This window comes from Variovorax sp. GW821-FHT09D05 (assembly GCF_059416325.1).
This window is the reverse complement of record NZ_JBWKOZ010000003.1, coordinates 409,147-432,458: the sequence shown is the minus strand read 5'-3', so window position 1 is coordinate 432,458 and position 23,312 is coordinate 409,147. Positions and strand designations below refer to the sequence as shown.

Sequence of the window (23,312 nt, the reverse complement as noted above, 5' to 3'; positions counted from 1 at the left end):
GCTCGCTCGTCTTATTTGACCAGGCCGATCCGGATCCTCCGGTTGTGCTGCCCCTTGTTCTCGATCTTCAGGATGCGCAACGGTGCCGATTGCGAAGTCTTCGAAAGATGCGTTCCACCGCAGGCCTGCCGGTCGAGTCCCACGATTTCGATGATGCGCGTGGTGCCGTCGTCCTGGCTCGGCGGTGCGACGGACCGGCTGCGTAGCACCCCAGGTTCGCGCGAGAGTCCGGCTGCGTCGAGGTACACCGCATTCACCTGCAGCCCGTCGGAGATGAGGGTGTTGAGCTCGGGCTCGAGCTTGCGCAACTCGTTGTTGTCGGCCGCGGGCAAGTCGAAGTCGATGCGGGCCGTGCCGTCGGCCGCCATTTGCACGCCCGTTACCAGCGAGCCCTCGAAGCGCTGATAGACGAGCGCATTGAGGATGTGCAGGCCCGTGTGCAATTGGCTCATCATGAAGCGGAAATCCTGATCCACTTTGGCGACGACCTTGTCGCCGGGAATGGAGGCGGTTTCAGCTTCGTCGAAGACGTGCCATGCATTGCGACCCTCCGTTTCGACCCGGCCGATCTTGATTTCGCCACCATTCCATTGCAGCGTGCCGCGATCCGCCAATTGCCCGCCACCGCCCGGATAGAAGAAAGACCGGTCGAGAAGAACCGCATTCGGGCGGCGCGCTATGACATTGGCTTCGAATTGAAAGCAATCGGGTTCGATATGGCAGAGATAAGGAGACATGAATTCCTCGGTTGGCGAAACGCTTATGAAAATCGTCGTGCGGTAACGATGCCGATCAGAATGATCACGGCCCCCGCAAACTCGGTGGCGCTCAGATATTCATGAAACAGATAGGCGCCGAGCACGGTTGCAATGACAGGCTGTATCAGCAGGGTGATCGAAGAAAGCGCGGCCGGGAGCTTGGCCAGCGCATAGGCAATGAGGCCCTGGCCCCCGACGTGCGAGACGACTGCCAGCGCGAGCAGCATCAGCATCCCGTTGATCGTGTGCGGAACAAGCGACTCGCCGCGCAGGAGCGTGATGGGCAAGAGAATGATCAACGTACCGACGCTGCTCCACGCCATGACGGTCATCGTTCGATAGTTCGAGCGCACGAGGCTGACCGCCAGAAGATATGAGCCGTAAAAAACTGCGGTCAAAAGACCTAACAGATTTCCTGCCATGTAGGTCGAACCAAAATCCAGCCGATGTCCGATCAGGATGAATGCGCCGGCCAGCGCAAACAGCATTCCGAACAGGAAGCCGGGCTTGAATTTCTTCCCCAGAAACAGGTTGGATCCAAGCACCACGAAGATCGGGGCAAGGTTGGCCAGAAGATTGGAATTGGCCAGCGTGGTCAGCGTCATCGACCAGTGATAAAGCGCCAGATTTCCGGAAAAGATGAATCCGACAAGAATTAGCTTGATCGGAATGGCCGGCATTTTTTCAGCGGGCGAGCCGGTCGTGCGCACGGGCTCGGCTCTTGCCGCAAGCATGTCGAGCAGAAAGAAAATCGGAATTGCCAGCGCAACCCGATAGACCGCGCTCGCGGTCGGAGGCAATTCGCTGTGGCGAAGAAAAACGCCGCCCAGCGCCAACGCCGCCGCGCCAAGCAGAAGCGCAACGAAAGAAAAGAAGTTTTTGCTTTTTGAAGCAACAGGTAGGGCAATAGTCGTCATATTTCGTTCCGGCACGACCGGGTCTCCATCGGTCGTGCCAGCCAGTTTGTTTTTTAAAGCATCAAAAGGGCAGGGCAAAAAGCTATCGCTATTCAAATCCCTCGATCACCATGAGCTGCATATCGGCTGCAGCACCCTTTCGCAATTCCTTTGCAAAGGTGTATTCCGGCGATTCGTAGAATTTTCTCGCCGCATCGGCAGATTTGAATTCGACAAGAACCACGCGCCGATCATCCAGAGCGCCTTCCAAATGCATGCGCTCGCCTCCCCGCGTCAGAAACCTGCCTCCGAACTTTTCTATGATCCCGGGCGTGAGTTGCTTGTATTGGTTGTATTGATCCGGGTCCACAATGGACATCCGGCCAATCAGATAGGCGACCATATGACAACCAGGCTTGGCGCCGCCGTTATACGTAAGCCACTTTTCTTTGCTCCGCGGCGACACCGGATTGCAGCAATGCCGCATCCAGAACGTCCCAGAGGCCGGTCAGCGAATCGAGAAAATCGTCCGCGCCTTCGATGACCAAGTGGGCGTATTCGGTTTTCAAGGCGAGTTCGACCGCGGTGCGGGCGTTTTGCTCGTGGTGCTGCTCGGCGCCGACTTCGCCCCAGTGCTCCAGCAGGTAGTGCATTTCAGGCACTTCGAGGTCGGCGTTGTAGATGCCGCTGTCCACCAGGCAATACTTTTCGCCCGGAATCAATTGCTGGTTGGAGATCATTTCCAGCGCCAGCGTGGTGCCGAGATTCCGGTAGGTGTTTTCGATGTCCGTCATCTTGCGGTGATCGAAGACGCCGATGGCCTTGCGGACTTGCGCGGTCAACCCGGTGTCCATGTCGTAGCCGGGCAGGGAGCCGAGCAACTGGTTGGAAAAGTCCTTGAGCTTCGCTTCGACCTTCTCTTGGTTGTAGAGGTCTGCAAACACGGGCTTTTCGGCCGACTGGTTGACGATGTATCCCGCCATCGTCGCCAGTTCAGGGCCGTGGCCCGATTCGCTCTCGACGATTTCTTCCAGCAACTCGCTCTGCCTGTGCAGCCCGTGCTCCTTGAGCGCATCCGGAAAACTCCATCCGGGACGCGTGGACGCGCAGAAGCTCTGGATCTGGTGGAAAAGGGCTCCCACAACAGGAGGCTCCGGTTCGACCTTGACCCAATTCTTGAAAATCGGGTGGGAATAGCAACGATGACTTTTAACTCTCTCAACCAGATCGGAAATGGTAACGCTCATTTCGTGCTCCTAATTACAGTTGGTTAAAAAATGCCGTGAAAATTCAATTATTTACTGGCCATCAACATTCGCCCTCCAGGGTGATCAAGTATTTCGACCCGCACATTGGAAAAGCCCGCGCGGAACAATTTTTCAGTCCATTCATCTTCACTGAGAAGCTTTCTGGACATGAAATGATTGTGCAGATGATTGAATGCCGCAGCGAACGGCTTTTCCCAGCTGGATTGAGCAACAGGAATCGCATCGACGATGATCAGCGTGCCCTTGATTGCATTGGCGCAGCAGGCACGCAGCAACGAGTCGAGCGTTTCTTCTTCGGCGGGAAGAAGATCGTGCATGACAAATCCTGCGTGGATGATGTCCGCGTCCCTGATGAGAGAGGCATCTTCCGTGAGGATCTGGATGGGGGCAGTCACGAACTGGAGCCTGTCGCTCATTCCTGCTTCACTGGCTGCGCGAACGGCCTGTTCGGTGGCCGACGCGCTCAGATCAATTCCAACGCCTTTTGAGCCCGGAATTTTCCTGAGCATGCGGATCAGGAACCCTCCGGAGCCTGATCCAAGATCTACGATTTTCTTTGGTGCCATCGCGACGATGGCGTTTTCCGGCTGCGGATAGAAGGATTTTTCGCCCATCCATTTCGATGTGCGGGCGACCAGACCCCCGCTGCGCGGGTATTTGAGTTGCGCCTCTTCGTTGTTTTCCGAAAATTCTTTCGCGTTGTTGATCAAGGGGGCGCAAGCGCGGAGCGCCCAGGAAAGATATCCGACTTCATTGATCAATTCGTCGAAATTGCTGCCGGCCTTGTAGGTGGCGGGTGCTTTTTCATCCAACACCTCGATGATTCCGGCCTTGCTCAGGGAGTCGAGGTAGGCGGAAATTACCGATTCCTTGATTCCGCAGGATCGGGACGCCGTTGCAGCGTCCACGACCGGCGATTTCTGGAGAAATTCAATGATTCCGTACTCTGCACCTATTTCCAGCAGGATTGCGGAGCCTGCGAGGGAGGAACCAGTAATGCCGCGATCAACATTTTGCATGGGTCACCTGTGGGTTAAACACTATTGAAAACGAACTGATTACTTTGCGCTGGTCGAAACCATTTAGTTGCACGATAGTCAGCGCGGAGAAACCCGTATTGGTAAAAATTGCGGCCGGAAGCAATCGCGCCAAAAAGGCGAATCCGAATTCCGCGCGAGCCGAGCGGAAACAAGAAGCGGAGGAAAGAAGGCCCTCAGCGCATGGCTCGAGGGCGGGGGGAGCGGCTTCTCAGCAGGTCCGGGCGCGGACGTACTGGAGAGGCGTCATGCCGAAGGTGCGCTTGAAATGCCTGGTGAGCGCGCTCTGGTCGTAAAAGCCGCTCGCAACGGCGGCTTCGATCAGCGGCCGGCCGGCAGTGAGGTGACTGATGGCGGCCCTGAGCCGCAACTGCGTGAGGTACGTGTGGGGCGTCAATCCGATCGTGCGGTTGAATGCGCCGATCAGCTGAAAGGGCGTCAGGTCGGCGGCCGCCGCCATCTGCTCGAGGGTCAATCGCTCTGCAAAAGAGTCGCGCAGCAGTTCCAGCACTGGCGCGAGGACGTTGGCATCTGCCGGCACCGGGAGCACGCGTTGTCCCGGCTGCGCGTGGCTCTGGAAGAGCGTTCCGAAGCTATGAACGAACAGCTCCTGCTGCCGCAGAGGGTCCCATTGATCGCTGTTTCCGTCGTAGGCGCGATGAAGCTCCAGAAAGCTGCCAATGAGCTCCTGGTCGCAGTAGATGTTCGATCCGAAGTACCGGGTTTGATCGATGCCCAGCGTCGTCATCAGATGCCTGATGCCCGGCTCGGCCAGATAGAGGGCCCGGTACCGCCAGCGGGCACTGCCGCCCATGCGGCCCGAATGGGGTTCGGCCGGGTTGAAGACGAGGAGCGCCTGCTGATTGGCAATGCCCGTGCGGCCGCGGCTCTTGAATTCGGCGCCTCCAACCTCGGTGACTGCGATCACGAAGGAATGGTGCACGTGGGGCGCGTATTCATGCGTCGTGAAGTCCGCATGCAGCATGTCCATGCCCGGCATGCCGGGCACATGCCAGTAGCGCGATGTATTCAGAGGGTCCAGCTTGGCCAACGAAGCCTCCGTTTGGATCAGCGGTTGTAACGCTTTCAGCGTCCAACCGGTTGCATGGCACCTGAATGGTGAGCAAGGCTGTCTATTCCAGTGACTACGGCGCGATCTGGGGAGCGGGCGGGGCGGCGCCAGGTCGCTGTAGCTTGAGCACGCAAAGACTGTGCCATTTTGCGGTCCTGGTGCGTCGGTGCCCGGCCCGGGAAAGAACGGATTCAGGTTCACGAATCGCGAAGAATGATTCACTATGCCTGCAGCGCGGCGAACTTCTGGAGACCTTCATGAACATGCCCCTCGAAAGTACGGCTCTGGCGTTTCAGTTTCCCCTGGCCGATGGCGTCGAGACGCACAGGGTATTCAACCAGGCCAGTGCTTGCACCGGCCACAACGCGTTCACAGGCGATGTGGCTCTACGAGAACTCGTGGCGCGTCATGCGGCCTGGAGCATTCCTGACGCAACGGCGGTCGGCGCATTGGCGGGCAATGAAGAGGTGCAGGACCTTGCACGATTGGCCAACGAACACAGTCCGCAACTGCGCACGCATGATCGGTTCGGCAATCGTCTGGACTGGGTCGAGTTTCATCCCGCCTGGCATCAACTCATGGCCCTGGGTTTCGCGCATGGCGTACCGAGCCTTGCATGGACAACCAATGAGCCGTCGGGCCATTTTGCGCGTGCGGTGCTGAGCTACCTGTGGAACCAGGTCGAGAACGGCACCGGATGCCCCACTGGCATGGCATACGCTGCCTGTGCTGGTTTTGCGGGGCGGCCGGAGTTTGCACTCTGGAGGGAGAAGACACTTTCCGGTCGCTACGACCCGCGCCGCCTGCCGCTCCCGCAGAAAACGGGCGCCGTGATCGGCTATGCCATGACCGAGAAGCAGGGCGGCTCCGACCTGCGCCAGACGCAGACCACGGCCACCTTCGTCGGAACCGAGAACGGTGCTCGCATCTACAACGTGACGGGCCACAAGTGGTTTTTTTCGGTTCCGACTTCCGACGGCTTCTACACGCTGGCTCAAACCAATTCGGGCGTGAGCTGCCTTTTCGTTCCGCGCTTCCTGCCGGACGGCAGTGCCAACCGCGTTGCCGTGCAGCGCCTGAAGGACAAGTGCGGAAACCGCTCCAACGCATCGAGCGAAGTCGAGTTCAACAAGACCTGGGCGATGCTGGTCGGCGAAGAGGGACGCGGGATCCGCGAGATCCTGTCGCATGCACACCTGACCCGCCTCGACTTTGCCGTGGGTTCTGCGGGCCTGATGCGCCAGGCACTCACGCTGGCGATCAACCACGCATCGACACGCGACGGCTTCGGTCGCCGGATGGCCGACCTGCCCATGCAGACGAATGTGCTGGCGGATCTGGCGCTGGAAAGCGAAGCGGCCATGTTGTCGGCGATGCGTGTCGCACGCGCAACCGACAGCATGGAATCGAACGAACGCGAGCGGCTTCTTGCCCGCGTGGCAACGCCCGTGGTCAAGTACTGGAACTGCCAGCGTGCGACGTACTTCGTCTACGAGGCATTGCAGGTTCACGGCGGCAACGGCTTCATCATGGAGAACCCCATCGCGCGGCTGTACCGCGAGGCGCCGCTCAATTCGATCTGGGAAGGCACGACGAACATGATGTGCATGGACGTGGTGCGCGCGCTCGGCCGCGAGAAGGGCTCGCTCGAAGTCTTTCTCGATGAAGTCTCCCAGCCGGGAGTTGCCAACGCGGCGTATGCGAAGTTCATCGCCGGCCTGCGCGACGATCTTTCTGCGGGTGCAGTCGATGAGGGCAATTCGCGCGCCATCGTGACGCGCATGGCTCTTGCGCTCCAGGCGAGCGAGATGCTCAGGCACAGCGATGGCGCGGTGGCACAGCGCTTCGTCGAGTCGCGCCTGGGCGGTCAGCACGCCGGAGTGATGGGGACTTTGGCCACGGGGGCGGATCTGCGCGGGATCGTCTCGCGCGCTGATGTGTCTGAGGCGGCGCAGTCGGCATCCTTCTGAGGGCTGGCCTCAAGCCGCCTGCTTCTCCCGCAGCAACGGCAGCCACAACACGAACCGCGTTCCCGTCGGTTTGGATTCCCACTGCACCACGCCTTTGATCGCCTGCGCTCGCCGCCGCTGGTTCTGCAGGCCGCGGCCTCCCGCGGACTGATTGCCCATCACCTTCTGGACGTCGAAGCCCTGGCCGTTGTCCTCGATCGTCACCTGCACGCCCGCGCCTTCAAGCGAGGTGCCCACGCGAATTTCCGTCGCGCGCGTGTGGCGCAGGATGTTCGAGATGCTTTCCTGCACGATGCGCAGGATGTGCAGCGCACTCGACGGGTCGAGCCAGTCGAGGGCCGGCAGCTCCTGCACTTCCCACCGCAGCGAGACACCGGTGCCTTCGAGCCGCGGTTCCAGCCGGTAGCGCAGCGTGGCCAGCAGCAGCAGCAGGTCGGCCTCGATCGGCTCCAGCGAGTCGAGCGTGAGCTTCAGGTCGTCCAGACAGCTCTTGAGAATCTGCGAGACCTTGTCGTCGCTCATGCCGCCGCCTTCGACCGAGCGGATGGCGCTGATCAGCGAAGAGCCGAGGCCGTCGTGCATGTCCTGCATCAGGCGCTGGCGTTCGTCGCTGATGGTCTGCAGGCGCTCGACCTCGCGCAGCCGCCGGTGGCTGAGCTCGAGTTCGGCCTCGCGCTTCTGCAGGCGCTGCGCAAGGCTCGCATTGAGCTGCTCGACTTCGCCGATGGCGTGCATGTAGCGGCGGTACATCAGCGCGCCGAAAACGCTGAAGGTGACGGCGTTGGTGTACGCCCCCAGATACCAGCCTTCGGGGCTGATGAAGTTGTTCTGCAGCAGCCAGTCGGTCATGCCCAGCAGCACGCAGATGCCGATGCCGACCGCGACCAGCCTCCCTTCGGTGGAGCGGCGCCATGCGCTGACGCTACCCACCAGGCAGACCAGCGTGCCCATCAGCGCCGCGACAGCGTAGATCAGGGGCGTTACCTGCGGCGTGTTCTGCACGATGTTCAAGCCGGGCAGGGTGACGAGGCCGATGGTGGTGGTCGCCACGACCACGCCGACGGTCAGCCACTTGAGCTGCAGGCCGTGCAACTGGCGCAGGAAGAAGTGCACCACCATCACCAGCCAGAAGAGCGAGTTGACGGTCAGCCACGCGAACCAGTCATTGGCGACGGGCAGGCTCACGTAGAAGTGCAGTCCCCGCATGAAGGAAGTGGCCGCGAGGTTGAAGAACAGCAGGTAGCCCGTCTCGTCGCGGCGCCTGAACCACACGAACAGCGCGAACACGCCCACGGCCATGAATGCTGCGCCGAGCATCGCGGGCAGCTCCTGCTGCAGCCACTGGCGCATGCCGTGGCGCCCCCTGAGTGCGTCGATGGGGCCGATCCACAGCGACGACAGCGCCACCTGGGCGTTGCGGGTGTGCTCCAGGCGCAGGAGGATCTCGCTGGGCGGCTTGCTGTCGGCACTGTTGTCCAGCTGGACCCACAGCGGAGTGCGGGTGCTGTTCCACAGCGGGCCCGACTGCTGCGCGCGATGGACCAGTTGCCCGTCGGCATAGACCGCGATGGTGCCGTCGGTCTTGATCCGGATGCCGTACAACGCCAGCGGCCCGGCGTCGGGCGGCAGGCCGCGCGTGGACAGCCTGATCCAGGTCGTGCGCGTCGTCCTGGTGGAGGAGGCCTCCGCCTGGCGCAGCAGCGCGATGGGAAGGGCCAGGGGCAGTTCGACCCGCTTCCAGGTGTCCGGCAGGGCGCCGCTGTCCTGCTTCAACGGCGGAGTGCTGAAGCCCGAGGCTTCGTCGACCTGCCAGTCGGCGCGCGTCAGGTGCAGCAGCGAGTCGGACTGCTGCAAGCCGGCCGTCCCGCCCAGGAAGGCACCGATGGCACCCAGCAGTGCCATCGACAGGACGAGCACCACGTTGGCGAAGAAGGGTGCGGGACGGTAGTTCAAGGGGTGTTCGGATGAGTCGCGCCCAAAGCTGATGCGGCAGCGCTTATGTAACCTATTTTCTCATTCTGTAACCATGCGCGCGATGTTGCTCGCCCAGGGCTTCTCGGTATGGCCCCACTGATCCAGGTCGGCCGTAGTGCATTCACGACAAATGCGGTTCAAGAGTAACTATATGTATGGTTAAATCCCCGCAACTATCGCGAAGAAGACGAGGGATTGCATGAAGCTGCTGCTGAGCATTGCGTTCGCTGCCGTGGCCCTGGCCGGTTGCGCCAGCGCACCGACTACACCCACCGAGCCCGGAACGGGCAGGGGCACTTCCTATGTGCCCATGGTCGCCATGGAGGGCGTGGACAAGGTGCGCTACGACAACGACGTGGCGGAATGCCGCACGGCGTCGAACCGCATCACGGCGCGCAGCGAAACCGGCGACGCCATGTGGGGCGCGCTGGGCGTCGGCCTGATCACGGTGTACGGGCAGGGCATCGTCGCCGCGGCGTCGTATACCGGCATCACCGCCGCCGTCATCGACTGGAACGGCCGTCCCGACTCGGAGCTGATTGCCGAGCACCAGCAGATCGCCATCGTGCATTGCATGGCCAAGCGCGGCTATCGCAACCTCGACCCCAACGTGCGCGACTCGTTCTATGGCAACACCTTCGACCCCGGCGTCGTCATGAAGCCGCGCCGCACCGGCGTCGATACCTACAACGTCGAAACGCTCGCCAAGGCCGGCCGCTGCAACCTTCAGCCGCGCGCCGAACTCACGGCCAAGGGCCCCGGCTACGAAACCTACAACGTGCCTTGTGACAACGGCGGAACCTGGGCGGTGCGCTGCGAGTTCGGCAAGTGCCGCGTGCTGGCGCAGGCGCTGATCCGCCGCTCCTGAGCTTCGATGGGCCCGCGAGGGCCCTGCCTGCTCAGCCGTCGCTCACTTGACGATCATTCCCTTGAGCGCCGGGTCCGGCGGCGGAGCCTTTAGCTTCATCTGACGCATCGTCTTCACCAGCAGCTGCGCGATCATCACGTTGCGGTGCCGCTTGCTGTTGGCTGGCACCACGTACCACGGCGCATGGTCTGTCGAAGTGGCGCCCAGCGCGTTCTGGTAGGCCTGCTGGTAGGCGCTCCACTTGGTGCGCACCTCCAGGTCGTCCATGCTGAACTTCCATTGCTTGCCGGGCGTGTCGATGCGGGCCTGCAGGCGTTCGCGCTGCTCGTCCTTGTCGATGTGGAGCATGCACTTGACCACCACCGTGCCGGTCTCGGTGAGCAGCCGCTCGAAGTCGTTGATCTGTGCGTAGCGGCGTTTTGCCTCGGCCTTGTCGATCCAGCCTTCGACCACGGGCACCAGCACGTCTTCGTAGTGGCTGCGGTTCCACACCATGATCTCGCCAGTGCGCGGCACGACGGCGTGGCAGCGCCAGAGGTAGTCGCGCGCGCGTTCGTCCACGGTCGGTGCCTTGAAGGCCGATACGCGCACGCCCAGCGGCGAGGTGCGCGAGAACACCCAGCGCACGGTGCCGTCCTTGCCGCTGGTGTCCATGCCTTGCAGCACCAGCAGCAGCTTGCGCCGTCCCTCCGCGTGCAGCAGGTCCTGCAGCTCGTCGAGCTCGACGGCCAGCGCATCGACTTCGGCGCGCTGGGAGGCTTCGTCGCCCTCGCAGAAGGGCGTGTCGCCGGGGTCGATGTGCGAGAGCTTGAACTTGCCGCCGACGCGGTATTTCTTGAAGCTGGCCATGAAGCAGGACTCCGTGAAGAACAACGAAGCCGACAGCGTAAGCGATCGACCCGATGGATGGTCGTCAGCGGTCGTCGTCTTCAGGGGGCAGCGAGGCGCTCCAGCGGTTGTCCCAATCGGCATGCTGGCGCACTGCGCCATCGAGATCGCGCCGGTCGCGCTTGGTGGGGCGGCCCTGCTCGATGGCCAGCGCCGGTTCGCTGCCCATGCGGCGCAGCTCCCGGAACGCGGCCTGCGCCGCCACGCTTTCGGCTGTTTCCTCGTAGAGCTGCTGCGCGACCGGTGCCGGTCCGCGCTGGCCGCTGAGGCCGAGCACCTTCACGGTTCGCGTCAGCGGGCCCATGCGCATGGCCACGGTGTCGCCCGCCTTGACCTCGCGCGAGGCCTTGGCGACGTCGCCGTTCACCTGCACGCGGTTCTTGCCGATTTCCTCCGCGGCCAGCGAGCGCGTCTTGAAGAAGCGGGCGGCCCAGAGCCATTTGTCGATGCGCAGACGGTCCATGAAGTGTCGGAAGTGGATTTCAGGAATTGTGCCGCGAGAGTGGCGCCGACGACAGCGGCAGGCGCACGACGGCGTCGAGCCCGATCACCCGTTCGGTGCCGTCCTCCACGGCCAGCGCACTGCGGTTGTCGAGGCTGATGCGCCCGCCGAGCGCCAGCACGATCTCGCGGCAGATCGCCAGCCCCAGCCCCGAGCCGCTCGACGTGCTGCCGGCGGAGAAGGGCGCGAACAGGCGCTGCCGCAGCTCGGGCGAGATGCCGGGGCCGCAGTCGCGCACCGTGAGCACCGCGTCCCCGCCTTCGGAGCGCAGCGAGACCGACAGCGCAGCGCCCACGGGGCTCTGCTTGATCGCGTTGTGCAGCAGGTTGCGCGTGAGCTCCTGCAGCATCCAGTGATGGGCCTGCACCGGCACGGGCTCGTCGATGGCGAGTTCGAAGTCGAGCGCCTTGTCGGCCACCAGCGGCGACAGGTCGAGCGCGATCTGCCGGGCCACCTCGCCGAAGTCGAGCGTTACCGACTCCGGCTGCTGGCGCAGTTGCTCCACCTTGGCGAGCGACAGCATCTGGTTGGCCAGCGTGGTCGCACGCTCCACCGTGTGGCTGATCTCGCCCAGCGCCTGCTCGGGCGCCACGTCGCCGCGCTGCGCCGACTGCACCTGCGCCTTCAGCACGGCCAGTGGCGTGCGCAGCTGGTGGGCGCTGTCGCGCACAAAGCGCTTCTGGTGGTCGAGCAGCTGCTGCAGCCGGCCCATGACCTGCGTGGTGGCGTCGATCAGCGGCCGCAGCTCGCGCGGCGCGTCGGGCGCGTCGATGGGCGAGAGGTCGTCGGCCTGGCGCTTCTCGATGGCTTCGCCCAGCTCGCGCACCGACCGCGTGGCGCGCTGCACCACGAACACGGTGACCAGCGCGATCACGCCCATCAGCAGCAGCTGGCGCCACAGCGTGTCGATCAGCAGCTTGCGCACCAGTGTCTCGCGCAGCTCCAGCGTCTCGGCCACCTGCACCACGGCCATGCCGCGGCCGGTTGCGCTTGCTACAGGCTGCAGCAGCACCGCGACGCGCACCGGCTGGTTGCGGAACTGCGCGTCGTAGAAGTCGACCAGCGCTGCGTACGCGCTGCGGTCCGGAATGCGGCCGCGCCAGAACGGCAGCTCGGCAAAGCCCGAGATCATTTCACCGTCGAGCGCCGAGACCCGGTAGAACAGCCGGCTGCGGTTGTCGGCCTCGAAGGCCTCGAGCGCGGAATAGGGCACGATGGCCCGCAGCTGCGCCAGGTCGTCGTAGCCCTCCACGTCGAGCTGTTCGCCGATGGTCTTGGCCGAGGCGAGCAGCGTGCGGTCGTAGGCCGTGGTGGCGGCCGCGAGGCTCTGGCGGTACAGGCTCACGCTGTTGATCACGATGAACACGGCAATCGGCGCGAGGATGCCGAGCAGCAGCCGCGCGCGAAGCGAAGAGACGCGGGTCATGCCTCGGGGCGCAATAAATAGCCGAGGCCGCGCATGGTCATCAGCACCGCGCCGGTGCCCGCGAGCTTCTTGCGCAGGCGGTACACCACCACCTCGATGGCTTCGTACTGCACCTCGGTCTCGCCCGGAAACACCAGCTCGAACAGGCGCTCCTTGGTCACGGCGTGGCCCGGCTTCATCATCAGCGCCTTCAGCAGCGCCAGTTCGCGCGGCGTGAGTTCGAGCAGTTCGGCGCGGTTATAGATGGCGCCGTTGTCAGGCTCGAAGCGCAGCCCGCCGATCTCCTGCGGGTTGAGCCCCGCGTCCGGTCCGGCAACGCCGTGGCTGCGCCGGCGCAGCGCGCGAATGCGGGCTTCGAGTTCGTCGAGGTCGAAGGGCTTGGGCAGGTAGTCGTCGGCACCGGCGTTCAGGCCGACGATGCGGTCGCCGACCGTACCGCGCGCCGTCAGCAGCAGCACCGGCGTGCGCAGGCCCTCGGCGCGTGCCTGGGCCAGCACCTGCAGGCCGTCGAGGTTGGGCAGGCTCAGGTCGAGGGCGACCACGTCGGGCTCGATGGCGCGCCACTGGGCGACGGCTTCGGCCCCGTCGCCGCAGACGCGCACGTCGATCCGGCGGCGCCCGAGGGTTCGCTGCAGGGTGATTTGCATCGAGGGGTCGTCTTCGACCAGCAGCAGCTTCATACGGTGGCGGCGGGCGTGTTTACTTTGGTGTTTTCCCCAGTCTGGCGGACAGCCAACTGACAGCAGGGCGGCGCATGATAGCGCTCAGCTAAAAGTCAGCTTCCTTTCAAGTTCCTTCCAATTCCAGGAGACACGCATGCGTCGCGACACCTTTCTGAAGTCTTTGGCCGCACTGGCCGCCGCCGGAGCGCTGCCGCTCTCGGCACGTGCTGCAGCCAACGTCAAGATGATGATCCCCGCCAACCCGGGCGGCGGCTGGGACACCACCGGCCGTGCGCTGGGCAAGGCGCTGAGCGATGCCAAGGTGGCCGACACCGTCACCTACGACAACAAGGGCGGCGCTGCCGGCGCACTGGGCCTGGCCCAGTTCGTGAACGGCTCCAAGGGCGACGCCAACGCGCTGATGGTCATGGGCTCGGTCATGCTGGGCGGCATCATCACCGGCAAGCCGCCGGTCAAGCTCGAGCAGGCCACGCCCATTGCGCGCCTGACCACCGAATACAACGTGTTCGTGCTGCCGGCCAATTCGCCGCTCAAGACCATGAAGGACGTGGTCGACCAGCTCAAGAAGGACCCGGGCAGCGTGAAGTGGGGCGGCGGTTCGCGCGGGTCCACCGAGCACATCGCCGCGGCCATGATTGCGCAGAAGGTGGGCGCCGATCCTTCCAAGATCAACTATGTGGCATTCCGCGGAGGCGGTGAAGCCACCGCCGCCATCCTGGGCGGCAACGTTACCGTCGGCGGCAGCGGCTACAGCGAATTCGCCGAATACATCGCCGCCGGAAAGATGAAGGCCATTGCCGTCACCTCCGCGCAGCGCCTGCCGGGCATCAACGTGCCCACGCTGAAGGAGCAGGGCATCGACGTCGAAATCGGCAACTGGCGCGGCGTGTACGGCGCCCCCGGCATCTCGGCCGAGCAGCGCAAGGCGCTGACCGACATGGTGCTGGCCGCCATGAAGAGCTCGTCGTGGGCCGAATCGCTCAAGAAGAACGACTGGACGCCGGCCGTGCTGTCGGGCGAAGCTTTTGCCAAGTTCGTCGACGACGACTTCGCCAGCCTGCGCGCCATCATGACGAAATCCGGCATGGTCTGAAATCGGCTCGCCCCCAGGCTGCGCGCACTTCGTGTCGCGCGCCAACCCCCTACCGGGGGCAACACCTGCGGCCCGGCAAAGCCGGTTCCGCGGTGTTTCTGGAAGGGGCACCCGTACTCCCACTCCAGGACAAAAAAATGACAACTCCAGAATCCTCGGCCCCTGCGCAACCCGCGGCCACTTGGCCGCAAACCCTGGTCGGCGTCGGCGTGCTGCTGACCGGCCTGGCGCTGGCCTTCGGCGCCATCGGCATTTCTTCCGAAGCCGGCTACGGCGGCGTCGGCCCCAACTTCCTGCCCTGGCTGGTGTCCGTGGTGCTCGTGCTGTGCGGCGGGTGGATCCTGTGGGAGGCACGCACCGGCGGCTTCCGCGAGCTCGATGCGCCCTCGGGCGCGGAGCATGCCTACTGGCCCGGCTTTGTCTGGGTGTCGGCGGGGCTGCTGCTCAACGCGGCGCTCATCACCACGCTCGGCTTCATCGTGAGCTGCACGCTGTGCTACCTGCTGGCCGTGCAGGGCCTGCGGCGCGCTAGCGGACAGGGCGGCGTCAACTCACCGCGCACCTGGCTCATCGACATCGTCACCGGCGCGCTGATCGCGGCTCCTGTGTTCTGGATGTTCACGCAATTCCTGGCCATCAACCTGCCTGGCCTCACTTCCACCGGGTGGTTCTGACATGGAAATCTTCAACGCACTCATGGCGGGTTTCGCCACGGCGATCACCCCGATCAATCTGCTCTGGTGCCTCGTCGGCTGCGCCCTGGGCACGGCCGTGGGCGTGCTGCCCGGCATCGGCCCGGCCGTGGCGGTGGCCATGCTGCTGCCCATCACCGGCAAGGTCGACATCACGGCCTCGATGATCTTTTTCTCGGGCATCTACTACGGCGCCATGTACGGCGGCTCGACCACCTCCATCCTGCTGAACACGCCCGGCGAAACCGCGAGCATGGTGACGGCGATGGAGGGCAACAAGATGGCCAAGAGCGGAAGGGCGGGCGCGGCGCTCGCAACGGCCGCCATCGGCTCTTTCGTTGCCGGCACCATTGCCACGGTCATCGTCACGCTGTTCGCGCCCTTTGTGGCCGAGTTTGCGGTCAAGCTCGGCCCGCCCGAGTATTTCCTCCTCATGCTGCTGGCCTTCACCACCGTGAGCGCGGTGCTCGGCAAGAGCACGCTGCGCGGCATGACGGCGCTGTTCGTCGGCCTGGCGGCCGGCTGCGTCGGGCTCGACCAGATCTCGGGCCAGGGCCGCTACACCGGCGGCGTGCCCGAGCTGCTCGACGGCATCGAGATCGTCCTGGTCGCCGTGGGCCTGTTCGCCGTGGCCGAAGTGCTGTACGCCGTGCTGTATGAAGGCAAGGTGGTCGAGGGCCAGAACAAGCTCAGCCGCGTGCACATGACCAAGCGCGACTGGAGGCGATCCATTCCCGCCTGGCTGCGCGGCACCGCCATCGGCACGCCCTTCGGCTGCATTCCGGCCGGCGGCACCGAGATTCCGACTTTCCTGAGCTATGCGATGGAAAAGAAGCTCGCCAAGGACAAGGACGCCAAGGCCGAGTTCGGCACCACCGGCGCCATCGAAGGCGTGGCCGGCCCCGAGGCCGCCAACAACGCCACGGTGACGGCCGCGTTGATTCCGCTGCTCACGCTCGGCATTCCGACCTCGAACACCACCGCGATCCTGCTGGGCGCGTTCCAGAACTACGGCATCCAGCCGGGCCCGCAACTCTTCACCACCTCGGCCGCGCTGGTGTGGGCGCTGATCGCCTCGCTCTACATCGGCAACGTGATGCTGCTGGTGCTGAACCTGCCGATGGTCGGCCTCTGGGTCAAGCTGCTGAAGATTCCGAAGCCCCAGCTCTACGCCGGCATCCTGATCTTCGCGACGGTGGGTGCCTACGGCATGCGCCAGAGCGGGTTCGACCTGTTCCTGCTGTACGCCATCGGCCTGCTGGGCGTGGTGATGCGCCGCTTCGACTTTCCGACCGCACCCGTGGTGGTCGGCATGATCCTCGGCCCGCTCGCCGAAGCGCAGCTGCGCAATGCCATGTCGATCGGCGAGGGCAGCGCGGTGGTGTTCTTCCAGCGCCCGATGTCGATCGCGCTGGTCGTCATCGTGGTGGCCGTGCTGGTGCTTCCGCGCCTGGCCAAGCGCATGAGCGAACGCAAGCTGAAGCGGCTGGCACAGCTGGACGCCTGATCTTCCTTGGGGCACGAAAAAAAAGCTGCGGCAATGCCGCAGCTTTTTTTATTTCCGCCGGGGCGCCTTACCGCCCCGCCGCAGGCGTCTCGACCAGGTCGTCGTCGATATGCGGATCCGCCGGCTGCCCGCGCAGCTTGCGCACGGTGCGACGAATCCAGTGCTCGATGTCGTCGATGTAGGTGAACACGGCAGGCACAACCAGCAGGCTCAGCACCGTCGAGGTGATCAGCCCCCCGATCACCGCCATCGCCATCGGAGAGCGGAAGCTCGAATCTGCCGCGCCAAAACCGACCGCGATCGGCAGCATGCCCGCGCCCATGGCGAGCGTGGTCATGATGATGGGCCGCGCACGCTTGTGGCAGGCGTCGCGCAGCGCGTCCCAGCGGCTCATGCCGTGGTCGCGGCGCGCGACGATGGCGTACTCCACCAGAAGAATCGAGTTCTTGGTGGCAATGCCCATCAGCATGATGAGCCCGATCAGCGAGGGCATCGACAGCGCCTTCTGCCCGATCAGCAGCCCCACGAATGCACCGCCCAGGGCCAGCGGCAGCGCGCACAGGATGGTGACCGGGTGCAGGAAGTCCTTGAACAGCAGCACCAGCACGATGTAGATGCACAGCACGCCCGTCAGCATCGCGAGCCCGAAGCTGGCGAACAGCTCGGTCATGACTTCAGCGTCGCCTATCTCGGCGATGCGCACGCCCGGTGGCAGGTTCACGATCGACGGCAGCTTCGTCACCGCGTCCTTGGCGTCGCCCAGGCCCACGCCCGACAGCTCGATCTCGAAGTTCACGTTGCGCGAGCGGTCGTAGCGGTCGATGACGGCCGGGCCGCCTTCCATCGTGAGCGAAGCCACCTGGTTCAGCATGACCGGGCCGCGCGTGCCTGGCACTGCCAAGCGTCCGAGCAGGTCGATGTCTTTTCGCGCGGAGTCTTCCAGTTTCACCACGATCGGCACCTGCCGCTGCGCGAGGTTGAGCTTGGCCAGCGACTGGTCGTAGTCGCCCAGAGTGGCCACGCGCAACGTTTCGGCAATGGCGGAGCTGGTCACGCCCAGGTCGGCGGCGCGTGCGAAGTCGGGGCGCACGGCAATTTCGGGGCGGATCAGGCTCGCGGTGGAGGTGATGTTGCCCAGGCCAGGAATGGTGCGCAGGTCTTTTTCGACCGCGCTGGCGGCGCTGGCCAGCGCCACCGGGTCTTCGCCGGTCAGCGCCAGGATGTACTTCTCGCCCGAGCCGCCGAGGCCCACGGTGCTGCGCACGCCGGGCAGCGTTTCGAGCGCGGCGCGAATCTGGTTCTCGATCACCTGCTTGCGCGGCCGGTCGCCGCGCTCATCGAGCTTGATGGTGAGCGTGGCCTTGCGCGTCTCGGGCGTGCCGAAGTTCGCGAACGGGTCGCCGCCCGCACTGCCGCCGGCCACCGTGGTGTAGACGCTCTTCACGTGGTTGATCTGCATCACGCGGTTGCGGGTTTCCTCGGCGGCCGCGGTGGTTTGCGCCAGCGTGGAGCCGGGCGCGAGCGACAGGTAGATCTGCGTCTGCGAGTTGTCGTCCGGCGGAATGAAGCCGGTCTTGAGCAGCGGGATCATCGCCAGCGAGCCGAAGAAGAAGAGGGTGGCCAGCACCATCGTCTTGAAGCGGTTGTGCGTGCTCCACGTCACCGCGCGCATGTACCAGCGCAGCCAGCCGGGTTCCTTCTCGGCGCCGACGACGGGCTTCAGGATGTAGGCCGCCATCATGGGCGTGAGCACCCGCGCGACCACCAGCGAGGCGAACACCGCGAGCGATGCCGTCCAGCCGAACTGCTTGAAGAACTTGCCAGCCACGCCGCTCATGAAGGCCGTGGGGAGGAACACCGCGATCAGCGTGAAGGTGGTGGCGATCACGGCCAGGCCGATTTCATCCGCCGCCTCCATGGCCGCCTGGTAGGGCGACTTGCCCATGCGCAGGTGGCGCACGATGTTCTCGACCTCCACGATGGCGTCGTCCACCAATATGCCGACCACCAGCGACAGCGCGAGCAGCGAGATCACGTTGACCGAGAAGCCCAGCAGGTGCATGCCGATGAACGCCGGAATCACCGACATCGGCAGCGCAATCGCCGAGACGAAGGTGGCGCGCCAGTCGCGCAGGAACAGCCACACCACGATCACCGCGAGGATGGCGCCCTCGTACAGCAGGTGCAGCGAGCCGTTGTATTCCTCTTCCACCGGGTCGACGAAGTTGAAGGCCTCGGTCAGCTCGATGTCGGGGCGTTGCGCGCGCATGTCGGCCAGCGCCTTCTGCACCGCGTGGCCCACTTCCACTTCGCTGGCGCCGCGGCTGCGCGCCACTTCGAAGCCCACCACCGGCTTGCCGTTGAGCAGCGCGGCCGCGCGCGGCTCGGCGATGGTGTCACTCACGCGCGCCACCTGGTCGAGGCGGATGCGCCGGCCGTCGGTCAGCACGATCTGCATGTCGGCGAGCTGGTCGGCCGACTTCACGGTGGCCATGGTGCGCACCGGCTGTTCGCTGCCGCCAAGGTCGAAACGGCCGCCCGCGCTTTCGGTCTGCACCTGGCGCAGCTGGCGCGAGATGTCGGCCGCCGAGGCGCCCAGCGCCTGCAGCTTGCTCGGGTCGAGGTCGATGTGCACCTGGCGCGTGACGCCGCCCACGCGGTTCACCGCGCCCACGCCGGGCAGCGCGAGCAGCTTCTTGGTGACGTCGTTGTCGACGAACCAGCTCAGCGCCTCGCTGTCCATGGCCGACGAGGCAATGGTGAAGGCCAGCACCGGCTGGGCCGCGAAGTCGAGCTTGGTGACGACCGGGTCGCGCACGTCGGCCGGCAGGTCGGCGCGCACGCGCTGCACCGCGGAGCGCACGTCGTCCACGGCCTCCTGCACCGGCTTCTCGAGGCGGAATTCGACGATCAGCGTGGCGGCGCCGTCCTGCACCTTGGTGGTGATGTGCTTCAGGCCCTGCACGGTGGCAATGGAGTTCTCGAGCTTGCGCGCGACGTCGGTCTCCAGCTGCGAAGGCGCCGCGCCGGGCAGCGACGCCGAGACCGTCACGGTCGGCAGGTCGATGTCCGGAAAGTTCTGCACCTTCATCGCGTTGAACGACAGCAACCCACCGAAGGTGAGCAGCACGAACAGCATCACCGCCGGAATCGGGTTGCGTATGGACCAGGCGGAAACGTTCATGGGCGTGTTCCTTTGAATTGCTTACTTGGCCGCGGCAGCGGAGGCCGCAGACCTGGCCGGCTGCGCCGCGGATGCGGATGCGGGCGCATCCACCACGCGCACCAGGTCGCCGTCGTTGAGGAAGCCCGCGCCTTGCACGATCACCTGGGCGCCGTCGGGCAGCGCGCTGGTGATCTCGATGCGGTCGTTCAGGCGCCGGCCGATCTGTACCTTCAGCTGGGTCACCTTGTTGTCGGGCTTCAGCAGAAAGACGTTGTTGAAGCCGTCGCGCGGCACGATGGAGGCCTGTGGCACCGTCGGCGCCGTGCTGCGGCCCAACTCGAAGTCGCCGCGCGCGAACATGCCGGCCTTGATGCCGGTGTTCTGCTGCACGTTGGGCAGGTCGACGTACACCAGCGCTGCGCGCGTCTGCGGATCGACCGTGGGCGCGATGCTGCGAACCTTGCCGCGCACCTGTGCGCCGCTGGCACTCACCACGAAGGCGGTGGTGCCGACCGCGACGCGGCTGAGTTCGGCCGAGGTCACTTCGGCGCGCCATTCGAGCCGGCCCTGGCGGATCAGCCGGAACAGCTCGGTGCCGGCCGACACCACGCTGCCCACCGTGGCGGTGCGTGCCGAGATCACGCCGTCGTCGGGCGCCAGCACCTGCGTGTTGCGACCGCGTACCTGCTGCGCGGCCAGCACGGCCTCGGCTGCCTCGACGCGTGCCTTGGCGGTCTGCTCGGTGGTCTGGTACTGGTTGATCTGCTGCTGGCTCAGTGCGCCGGTGGCCTGCAGCGTGCGGGCGCGTGCGGCATTGCCTGCGGCGTCGGCAGCAGTGGCGCGGGCTTCGGCCAGGGAGGCGCGCGATTGCGCAATGTCGGCCTGCACCGTCTCGGGCGAGAACACCGCGAGCACCTGGCCCTTCTTGACCACGTCGCCCACGTTCACGCGCACTTCGGCCAGCTTCAGGCCGTTGGACTCGGAGCCGACCACGGCCTCCTGCCAGGCAGCCACGTTGCCGTTGGCTGCGAGCGTGAGCATCAGCTCGGTGGCTTCGGGCTTGGCGACGGTGACGGTCAGCGCGGGCTTGGGCGAGTGGGCGCCGTCCTTGGTCTTGGCTGCTGCGGCAGGATCGGCCGACTTATCCGACGGCTTGCCGCGCGTCATGAAGAAGATCGCCGCGATGACGACGACCAGCGCAATCAGCGCGATGACGAGGGTGGAACGCTTCATTGATTTCATGGCGACGTCGCGACCTTGGTGGCCGGGGTGGAGGTCAGTGAGGACGATTCGGAAGATGGGGCCGAGGCCGACTGGCGGTTCCAGCCGCCACCCATCGAGCGGTACAGCGCAACCCATGCCTCGGTGCGCTCGCGCTGCAGCGTGACGCGCGCGGTCTGCGCGGTGAACAGCGTGCGGCGCGAGTCTTCCAGCTCGAACAGGCTTGCGAGGCCGCTGCTGTAGCGGGCCTGCGTGGCGTCGAAGGAGGCCTGGTAGTTCTTCACCGCGGCGTCGGCATCGGTGGTGCGGGCGTCGGTGGCGTCGAGGTTGATCAGCGCTTCTTCGACTTCGCGCACCGCCTGTCGCACGTTGGAGCGGTAGAGCGACACGGCTTCGGCGTAGCGCGCCTTGGCGGCATCGATGTTCGCCTTGCGCGAGCCGCCGTCGAGCAGCGGCACGGTCAGCGAGATCGGGCCCACAGTCCAGGTCTCGAGCGACTGGCGCAGGCCATCGACGCGGTACTGCGTGCGACCGATGGAGCCCGACACCGTGAGCTTGGGGTAGCGCTCGGCCTCGGCCGAGCCCACGTCGGCGCTGGCCGAGGCCACGCCGAGTTCGGCCGAGTACACATCGGGCCGCTGCGAGATAGCCTCGGCCGGCACGCTGGCGATGCTGCCCACGACCGGCAGCGCGCTCTGGGCGGGCGAGGCGGCGAGCTTCTGTTCGAGCGTGGTTTCGTCGATGCCGCTGAGCGCCACCAGCGCCTTGCGCTGCACCGCGCACTGGGCGCGCTGCTGCGTGAGCCGGCCCGAGGCGTCGGAGGCGCTGGCGCGTGCCAGCGCGGCATCGGCCGGCGCGGTGAAGCCGGCCTTCGCGGAGAGGTCGTTGAGCCGCGCGGTTTCCGAGCGCGAACGCGCGTCCGCTTCGGACACGCGCAGTTGCTGCTGGCAGGCGCGCTCTGAAAAATAGGCGTTGGCCGTTTCGGCTGCCACCGCCACGCGGGCGTCGTGCCATTTGGCGTTGGCGCTGTTCTGCTTGGCTTCGGCGGAGTCGCGGTCGGCGCGCAGGCGGCCGAACAGATCGACTTCCCACTTCGACTGCAGGCCGGCCTGAAGCGTGGTGATTGGCGTGCTGGCCGAGAGGCTGCTGCTCGAACTGCTGCTGGAAGAAAAGCCCGAGGTGCCGCGGCTGGCCGATGCCGTGCCGTCCAGGCTCGGCAGCAGCGCGGCGCCGGCCTGCACGCGCGCGGAGCGCGCTTCGGCCACGCGCGCCGCGGCGCTGGCGACGTTGGGGCTCGCAACCTCGGCGGCGGCGATCAGCTCGACCAGCAGCGGATCGTCGAGCTGGCGCCACCAGTCGGCCAGCGACGCGAGCGAGCCGCCATGCGGCAGGGGAGCGTGCCATTGCGCGGGGACGGGCGCTTCCACCTGCGTCGGCGGGCGCGTCAACGAGCAACCTGCCAGGCCGATGCCCAGGCAGAGGGTGGCCATCAGTTTCAGTCGGAGTCTTCTCATCATTTCTTCAGCTTTCTCTCGGCGCGGCGGCGGGCCGCTTCGGCTTCCACCAGCGCCAGCGCATAGCCCGTGAGGCGGTCGGCCCAGGTGTCGATGGCGCGCGGCGTGCGCAGCAGCGAAGGGCGGATGGCCTCGATGAAATCCTGGCTCACGTAGAGCTGCATCGACAGTCCGGTGATCGCGAAGGTCAGGCGGTGGATGTCGTCGTCGGCCCGCTCCACCTTCAGGTGGCGGCACAGCAGGTCGGCAATGGCGCGGTGCGGGCCCTTGATGTCGCGCTCCAGCTCCTCGGCCCAGCGGCTGGTGGGCTCCAGCATCTCGCGCATGTGCAGCTGGATGCATTGCCGCACGATCTCGCCCTGCTTGAGCGGGTCGATCATGGACACCATGCACAGGCGCAGCGTGGTTTCGAGCGACTGGCCGGGCGCGTTGCAGGCGACGATCAGGTCGCTGGAGTCGCCGCCCATCGGCTCGCAGAAGGTGGCCGTGTACAGCCCTTCCTTGTCACCGAAGTAGTAGCTGATGGCCGAGATGTTGACTTCGGCCTCGCGGGCGATCTCACGCGTGGAGGTCTTGGAAAACCCCTTTTGCGCGAACAGCCGCAGCGCGGTGTGGAGCAGCCGGTGGCGTGCCTCGGCGCCATCGCTGCGCGGTGCGCGGCGTGGGGCCTGGGTAATCGGGTCTCTCGCGTTCATGCCCGGCATTACACCATGCATGAAATCAAACGATTGATTTACTTAAGGTTTGCTGAAGGGTTTTGTCCTGGGGCCGGATTCT

Annotated in this window: 20 protein-coding genes; 5 read left to right on the top strand and 15 right to left on the bottom strand. The window is 65.1% G+C overall.

Translation table 11 applies throughout. The features are described from left to right. Nucleotides 1-11 precede the first annotated feature (11 nt). The 6 genes from AC07O3_RS09990 to AC07O3_RS09965 all read right to left on the bottom strand — a co-directional run bounded on the left by AC07O3_RS09990 (nucleotide 12) and on the right by AC07O3_RS09965 (nucleotide 5,010). Complete coding sequence (locus AC07O3_RS09990; RefSeq protein WP_093056414.1) at nucleotides 12-737, bottom strand: alanyl-tRNA editing protein; 726 nt, start codon at nucleotides 735-737, stop codon at nucleotides 12-14. Nucleotides 738-760: 23 nt separating this feature from the next. Further along, nucleotides 761-1,675: a DMT family transporter gene (locus AC07O3_RS09985; RefSeq protein ID WP_495339199.1), complete on the bottom strand. Its 915-nt coding sequence runs from the start codon at nucleotides 1,673-1,675 to the stop codon at nucleotides 761-763. Nucleotides 1,676-1,763: 88 nt separating this feature from the next. Beyond that, nucleotides 1,764-2,057: a DUF1330 domain-containing protein gene (locus AC07O3_RS09980; protein WP_093073691.1), complete on the bottom strand. Its 294-nt coding sequence runs from the start codon at nucleotides 2,055-2,057 to the stop codon at nucleotides 1,764-1,766. Between the two features lie 25 nt (nucleotides 2,058-2,082). Next, nucleotides 2,083-2,901, bottom strand: coding sequence for a hypothetical protein (locus tag AC07O3_RS09975; RefSeq protein WP_093175930.1), 819 nt, complete (start codon nucleotides 2,899-2,901; stop codon nucleotides 2,083-2,085). Between the two features lie 47 nt (nucleotides 2,902-2,948). Further along, nucleotides 2,949-3,941: a class I SAM-dependent methyltransferase gene (locus AC07O3_RS09970; protein ID WP_093175927.1), complete on the bottom strand. Its 993-nt coding sequence runs from the start codon at nucleotides 3,939-3,941 to the stop codon at nucleotides 2,949-2,951. A 229-nt stretch (nucleotides 3,942-4,170) separates the two neighbouring features. Continuing rightward, on the bottom strand, nucleotides 4,171-5,010 hold the full coding sequence (locus AC07O3_RS09965; protein ID WP_093073695.1) for an AraC family transcriptional regulator: 840 nt from the start codon (nucleotides 5,008-5,010) through the stop codon (nucleotides 4,171-4,173). A gap of 278 nt (nucleotides 5,011-5,288) precedes the next feature. On the opposite strand from AC07O3_RS09965, the gene AC07O3_RS09960 reads away from it, so the two are divergent. Continuing rightward, entirely contained in the window at nucleotides 5,289-7,001 is a 1,713-nt protein-coding gene (locus AC07O3_RS09960; protein WP_495339198.1) for an acyl-CoA dehydrogenase family protein, read from the top strand. 9 nt (nucleotides 7,002-7,010) lie between these two features. Here the strand turns inward: AC07O3_RS09960 and AC07O3_RS09955 are convergent, their stop codons facing one another. Further along, complete coding sequence (locus tag AC07O3_RS09955; protein ID WP_495339197.1) at nucleotides 7,011-8,954, bottom strand: sensor histidine kinase; 1,944 nt, start codon at nucleotides 8,952-8,954, stop codon at nucleotides 7,011-7,013. A 220-nt stretch (nucleotides 8,955-9,174) separates the two neighbouring features. Between AC07O3_RS09955 and AC07O3_RS09950 the strand changes: the two genes are divergently transcribed. Further along, complete coding sequence (locus tag AC07O3_RS09950; protein ID WP_093073697.1) at nucleotides 9,175-9,843, top strand: hypothetical protein; 669 nt, start codon at nucleotides 9,175-9,177, stop codon at nucleotides 9,841-9,843. Nucleotides 9,844-9,885: 42 nt separating this feature from the next. Here the strand turns inward: AC07O3_RS09950 and AC07O3_RS09945 are convergent, their stop codons facing one another. From AC07O3_RS09945 to AC07O3_RS09930, 4 genes are all read right to left on the bottom strand, one after another. Then, a complete protein-coding gene (locus AC07O3_RS09945) occupies nucleotides 9,886-10,692 on the bottom strand; it encodes a PPK2 family polyphosphate kinase (RefSeq protein ID WP_093073699.1) in 807 nt (268 codons plus the stop codon). 64 nt (nucleotides 10,693-10,756) lie between these two features. Then, a complete protein-coding gene (locus AC07O3_RS09940; protein WP_093056422.1) occupies nucleotides 10,757-11,194 on the bottom strand; it encodes an RNA-binding S4 domain-containing protein in 438 nt (145 codons plus the stop codon). A gap of 19 nt (nucleotides 11,195-11,213) precedes the next feature. Continuing rightward, complete coding sequence (locus AC07O3_RS09935; RefSeq protein WP_495339196.1) at nucleotides 11,214-12,659, bottom strand: sensor histidine kinase; 1,446 nt, start codon at nucleotides 12,657-12,659, stop codon at nucleotides 11,214-11,216. Then, a complete protein-coding gene (locus AC07O3_RS09930) occupies nucleotides 12,656-13,339 on the bottom strand; it encodes a response regulator transcription factor (protein WP_093056424.1) in 684 nt (227 codons plus the stop codon). The genes AC07O3_RS09935 and AC07O3_RS09930 overlap by 4 nt, the downstream gene beginning before the upstream one ends. A 136-nt stretch (nucleotides 13,340-13,475) precedes the next feature. Here AC07O3_RS09930 and AC07O3_RS09925 point away from each other — a divergent pair, with 136 nt between their 5' ends. The 3 genes from AC07O3_RS09925 (at nucleotide 13,476) to AC07O3_RS09915 (ending at nucleotide 16,634) form a co-directional block, all read left to right on the top strand. Next, the gene (locus AC07O3_RS09925; protein WP_013541867.1) at nucleotides 13,476-14,435 is read left to right on the top strand and encodes a tripartite tricarboxylate transporter substrate binding protein; all 960 of its coding nucleotides are present in this window, start codon (nucleotides 13,476-13,478) and stop codon (nucleotides 14,433-14,435) included. A gap of 137 nt (nucleotides 14,436-14,572) precedes the next feature. Next, a complete protein-coding gene (locus AC07O3_RS09920; RefSeq protein WP_093056425.1) occupies nucleotides 14,573-15,109 on the top strand; it encodes a tripartite tricarboxylate transporter TctB family protein in 537 nt (178 codons plus the stop codon). A 1-nt stretch (nucleotide 15,110) separates the two neighbouring features. Beyond that, nucleotides 15,111-16,634 carry a tripartite tricarboxylate transporter permease gene (locus tag AC07O3_RS09915; protein WP_093056426.1) on the top strand — a complete coding sequence of 508 codons (1,524 nt, stop codon included), beginning with the start codon at nucleotides 15,111-15,113 and terminating at the stop codon, nucleotides 16,632-16,634. Between the two features lie 67 nt (nucleotides 16,635-16,701). Here AC07O3_RS09915 and AC07O3_RS09910 read toward each other — a convergent pair whose 3' ends face one another. The 4 genes from AC07O3_RS09910 to AC07O3_RS09895 are packed head-to-tail and all read right to left on the bottom strand — an operon-like array spanning nucleotide 16,702 to nucleotide 23,239. Then, nucleotides 16,702-19,818: an efflux RND transporter permease subunit gene (locus tag AC07O3_RS09910; protein WP_093056427.1), complete on the bottom strand. Its 3,117-nt coding sequence runs from the start codon at nucleotides 19,816-19,818 to the stop codon at nucleotides 16,702-16,704. 21 nt (nucleotides 19,819-19,839) lie between these two features. Further along, a complete protein-coding gene (locus AC07O3_RS09905) occupies nucleotides 19,840-21,042 on the bottom strand; it encodes an efflux RND transporter periplasmic adaptor subunit (protein ID WP_495339195.1) in 1,203 nt (400 codons plus the stop codon). Continuing rightward, a complete protein-coding gene (locus tag AC07O3_RS09900; protein ID WP_495339194.1) occupies nucleotides 21,039-22,535 on the bottom strand; it encodes an efflux transporter outer membrane subunit in 1,497 nt (498 codons plus the stop codon). The genes AC07O3_RS09905 and AC07O3_RS09900 overlap by 4 nt, the downstream gene beginning before the upstream one ends. Further along, a complete protein-coding gene (locus AC07O3_RS09895; RefSeq protein WP_093175908.1) occupies nucleotides 22,535-23,239 on the bottom strand; it encodes a TetR/AcrR family transcriptional regulator in 705 nt (234 codons plus the stop codon). The genes AC07O3_RS09900 and AC07O3_RS09895 overlap by 1 nt, the downstream gene beginning before the upstream one ends. Nucleotides 23,240-23,312 lie beyond the last annotated feature (73 nt).

What these genes read in the sequence shown, in the direction of transcription:
- AC07O3_RS09925 (WP_013541867.1), top strand. Translation starts at nt 13,476, where the DNA reads ATGCGTCGCGACACCTTTCTGAAGTCTTTGGCCGCACTGGCCGCCGCC.
- AC07O3_RS09990 (WP_093056414.1), bottom strand. Translation starts at nt 737, where the DNA reads ATGTCTCCTTATCTCTGCCATATCGAACCCGATTGCTTTCAATTCGAA.
- AC07O3_RS09950 (WP_093073697.1), top strand. Translation starts at nt 9,175, where the DNA reads ATGAAGCTGCTGCTGAGCATTGCGTTCGCTGCCGTGGCCCTGGCCGGT.
- AC07O3_RS09940 (WP_093056422.1), bottom strand. Translation starts at nt 11,194, where the DNA reads ATGGACCGTCTGCGCATCGACAAATGGCTCTGGGCCGCCCGCTTCTTC.
- AC07O3_RS09970 (WP_093175927.1), bottom strand. Translation starts at nt 3,941, where the DNA reads ATGCAAAATGTTGATCGCGGCATTACTGGTTCCTCCCTCGCAGGCTCC.
- AC07O3_RS09960 (WP_495339198.1), top strand. Translation starts at nt 5,289, where the DNA reads ATGAACATGCCCCTCGAAAGTACGGCTCTGGCGTTTCAGTTTCCCCTG.
- AC07O3_RS09910 (WP_093056427.1), bottom strand. Translation starts at nt 19,818, where the DNA reads ATGAACGTTTCCGCCTGGTCCATACGCAACCCGATTCCGGCGGTGATG.
- AC07O3_RS09895 (WP_093175908.1), bottom strand. Translation starts at nt 23,239, where the DNA reads ATGCCGGGCATGAACGCGAGAGACCCGATTACCCAGGCCCCACGCCGC.
- AC07O3_RS09975 (WP_093175930.1), bottom strand. Translation starts at nt 2,901, where the DNA reads ATGAGCGTTACCATTTCCGATCTGGTTGAGAGAGTTAAAAGTCATCGT.
- AC07O3_RS09900 (WP_495339194.1), bottom strand. Translation starts at nt 22,535, where the DNA reads ATGAGAAGACTCCGACTGAAACTGATGGCCACCCTCTGCCTGGGCATC.
- AC07O3_RS09935 (WP_495339196.1), bottom strand. Translation starts at nt 12,659, where the DNA reads ATGACCCGCGTCTCTTCGCTTCGCGCGCGGCTGCTGCTCGGCATCCTC.
- AC07O3_RS09980 (WP_093073691.1), bottom strand. Translation starts at nt 2,057, where the DNA reads ATGGTCGCCTATCTGATTGGCCGGATGTCCATTGTGGACCCGGATCAA.
- AC07O3_RS09915 (WP_093056426.1), top strand. Translation starts at nt 15,111, where the DNA reads ATGGAAATCTTCAACGCACTCATGGCGGGTTTCGCCACGGCGATCACC.
- AC07O3_RS09985 (WP_495339199.1), bottom strand. Translation starts at nt 1,675, where the DNA reads ATGACGACTATTGCCCTACCTGTTGCTTCAAAAAGCAAAAACTTCTTT.
- AC07O3_RS09930 (WP_093056424.1), bottom strand. Translation starts at nt 13,339, where the DNA reads ATGAAGCTGCTGCTGGTCGAAGACGACCCCTCGATGCAAATCACCCTG.
- AC07O3_RS09920 (WP_093056425.1), top strand. Translation starts at nt 14,573, where the DNA reads ATGACAACTCCAGAATCCTCGGCCCCTGCGCAACCCGCGGCCACTTGG.
- AC07O3_RS09905 (WP_495339195.1), bottom strand. Translation starts at nt 21,042, where the DNA reads ATGAAATCAATGAAGCGTTCCACCCTCGTCATCGCGCTGATTGCGCTG.
- AC07O3_RS09945 (WP_093073699.1), bottom strand. Translation starts at nt 10,692, where the DNA reads ATGGCCAGCTTCAAGAAATACCGCGTCGGCGGCAAGTTCAAGCTCTCG.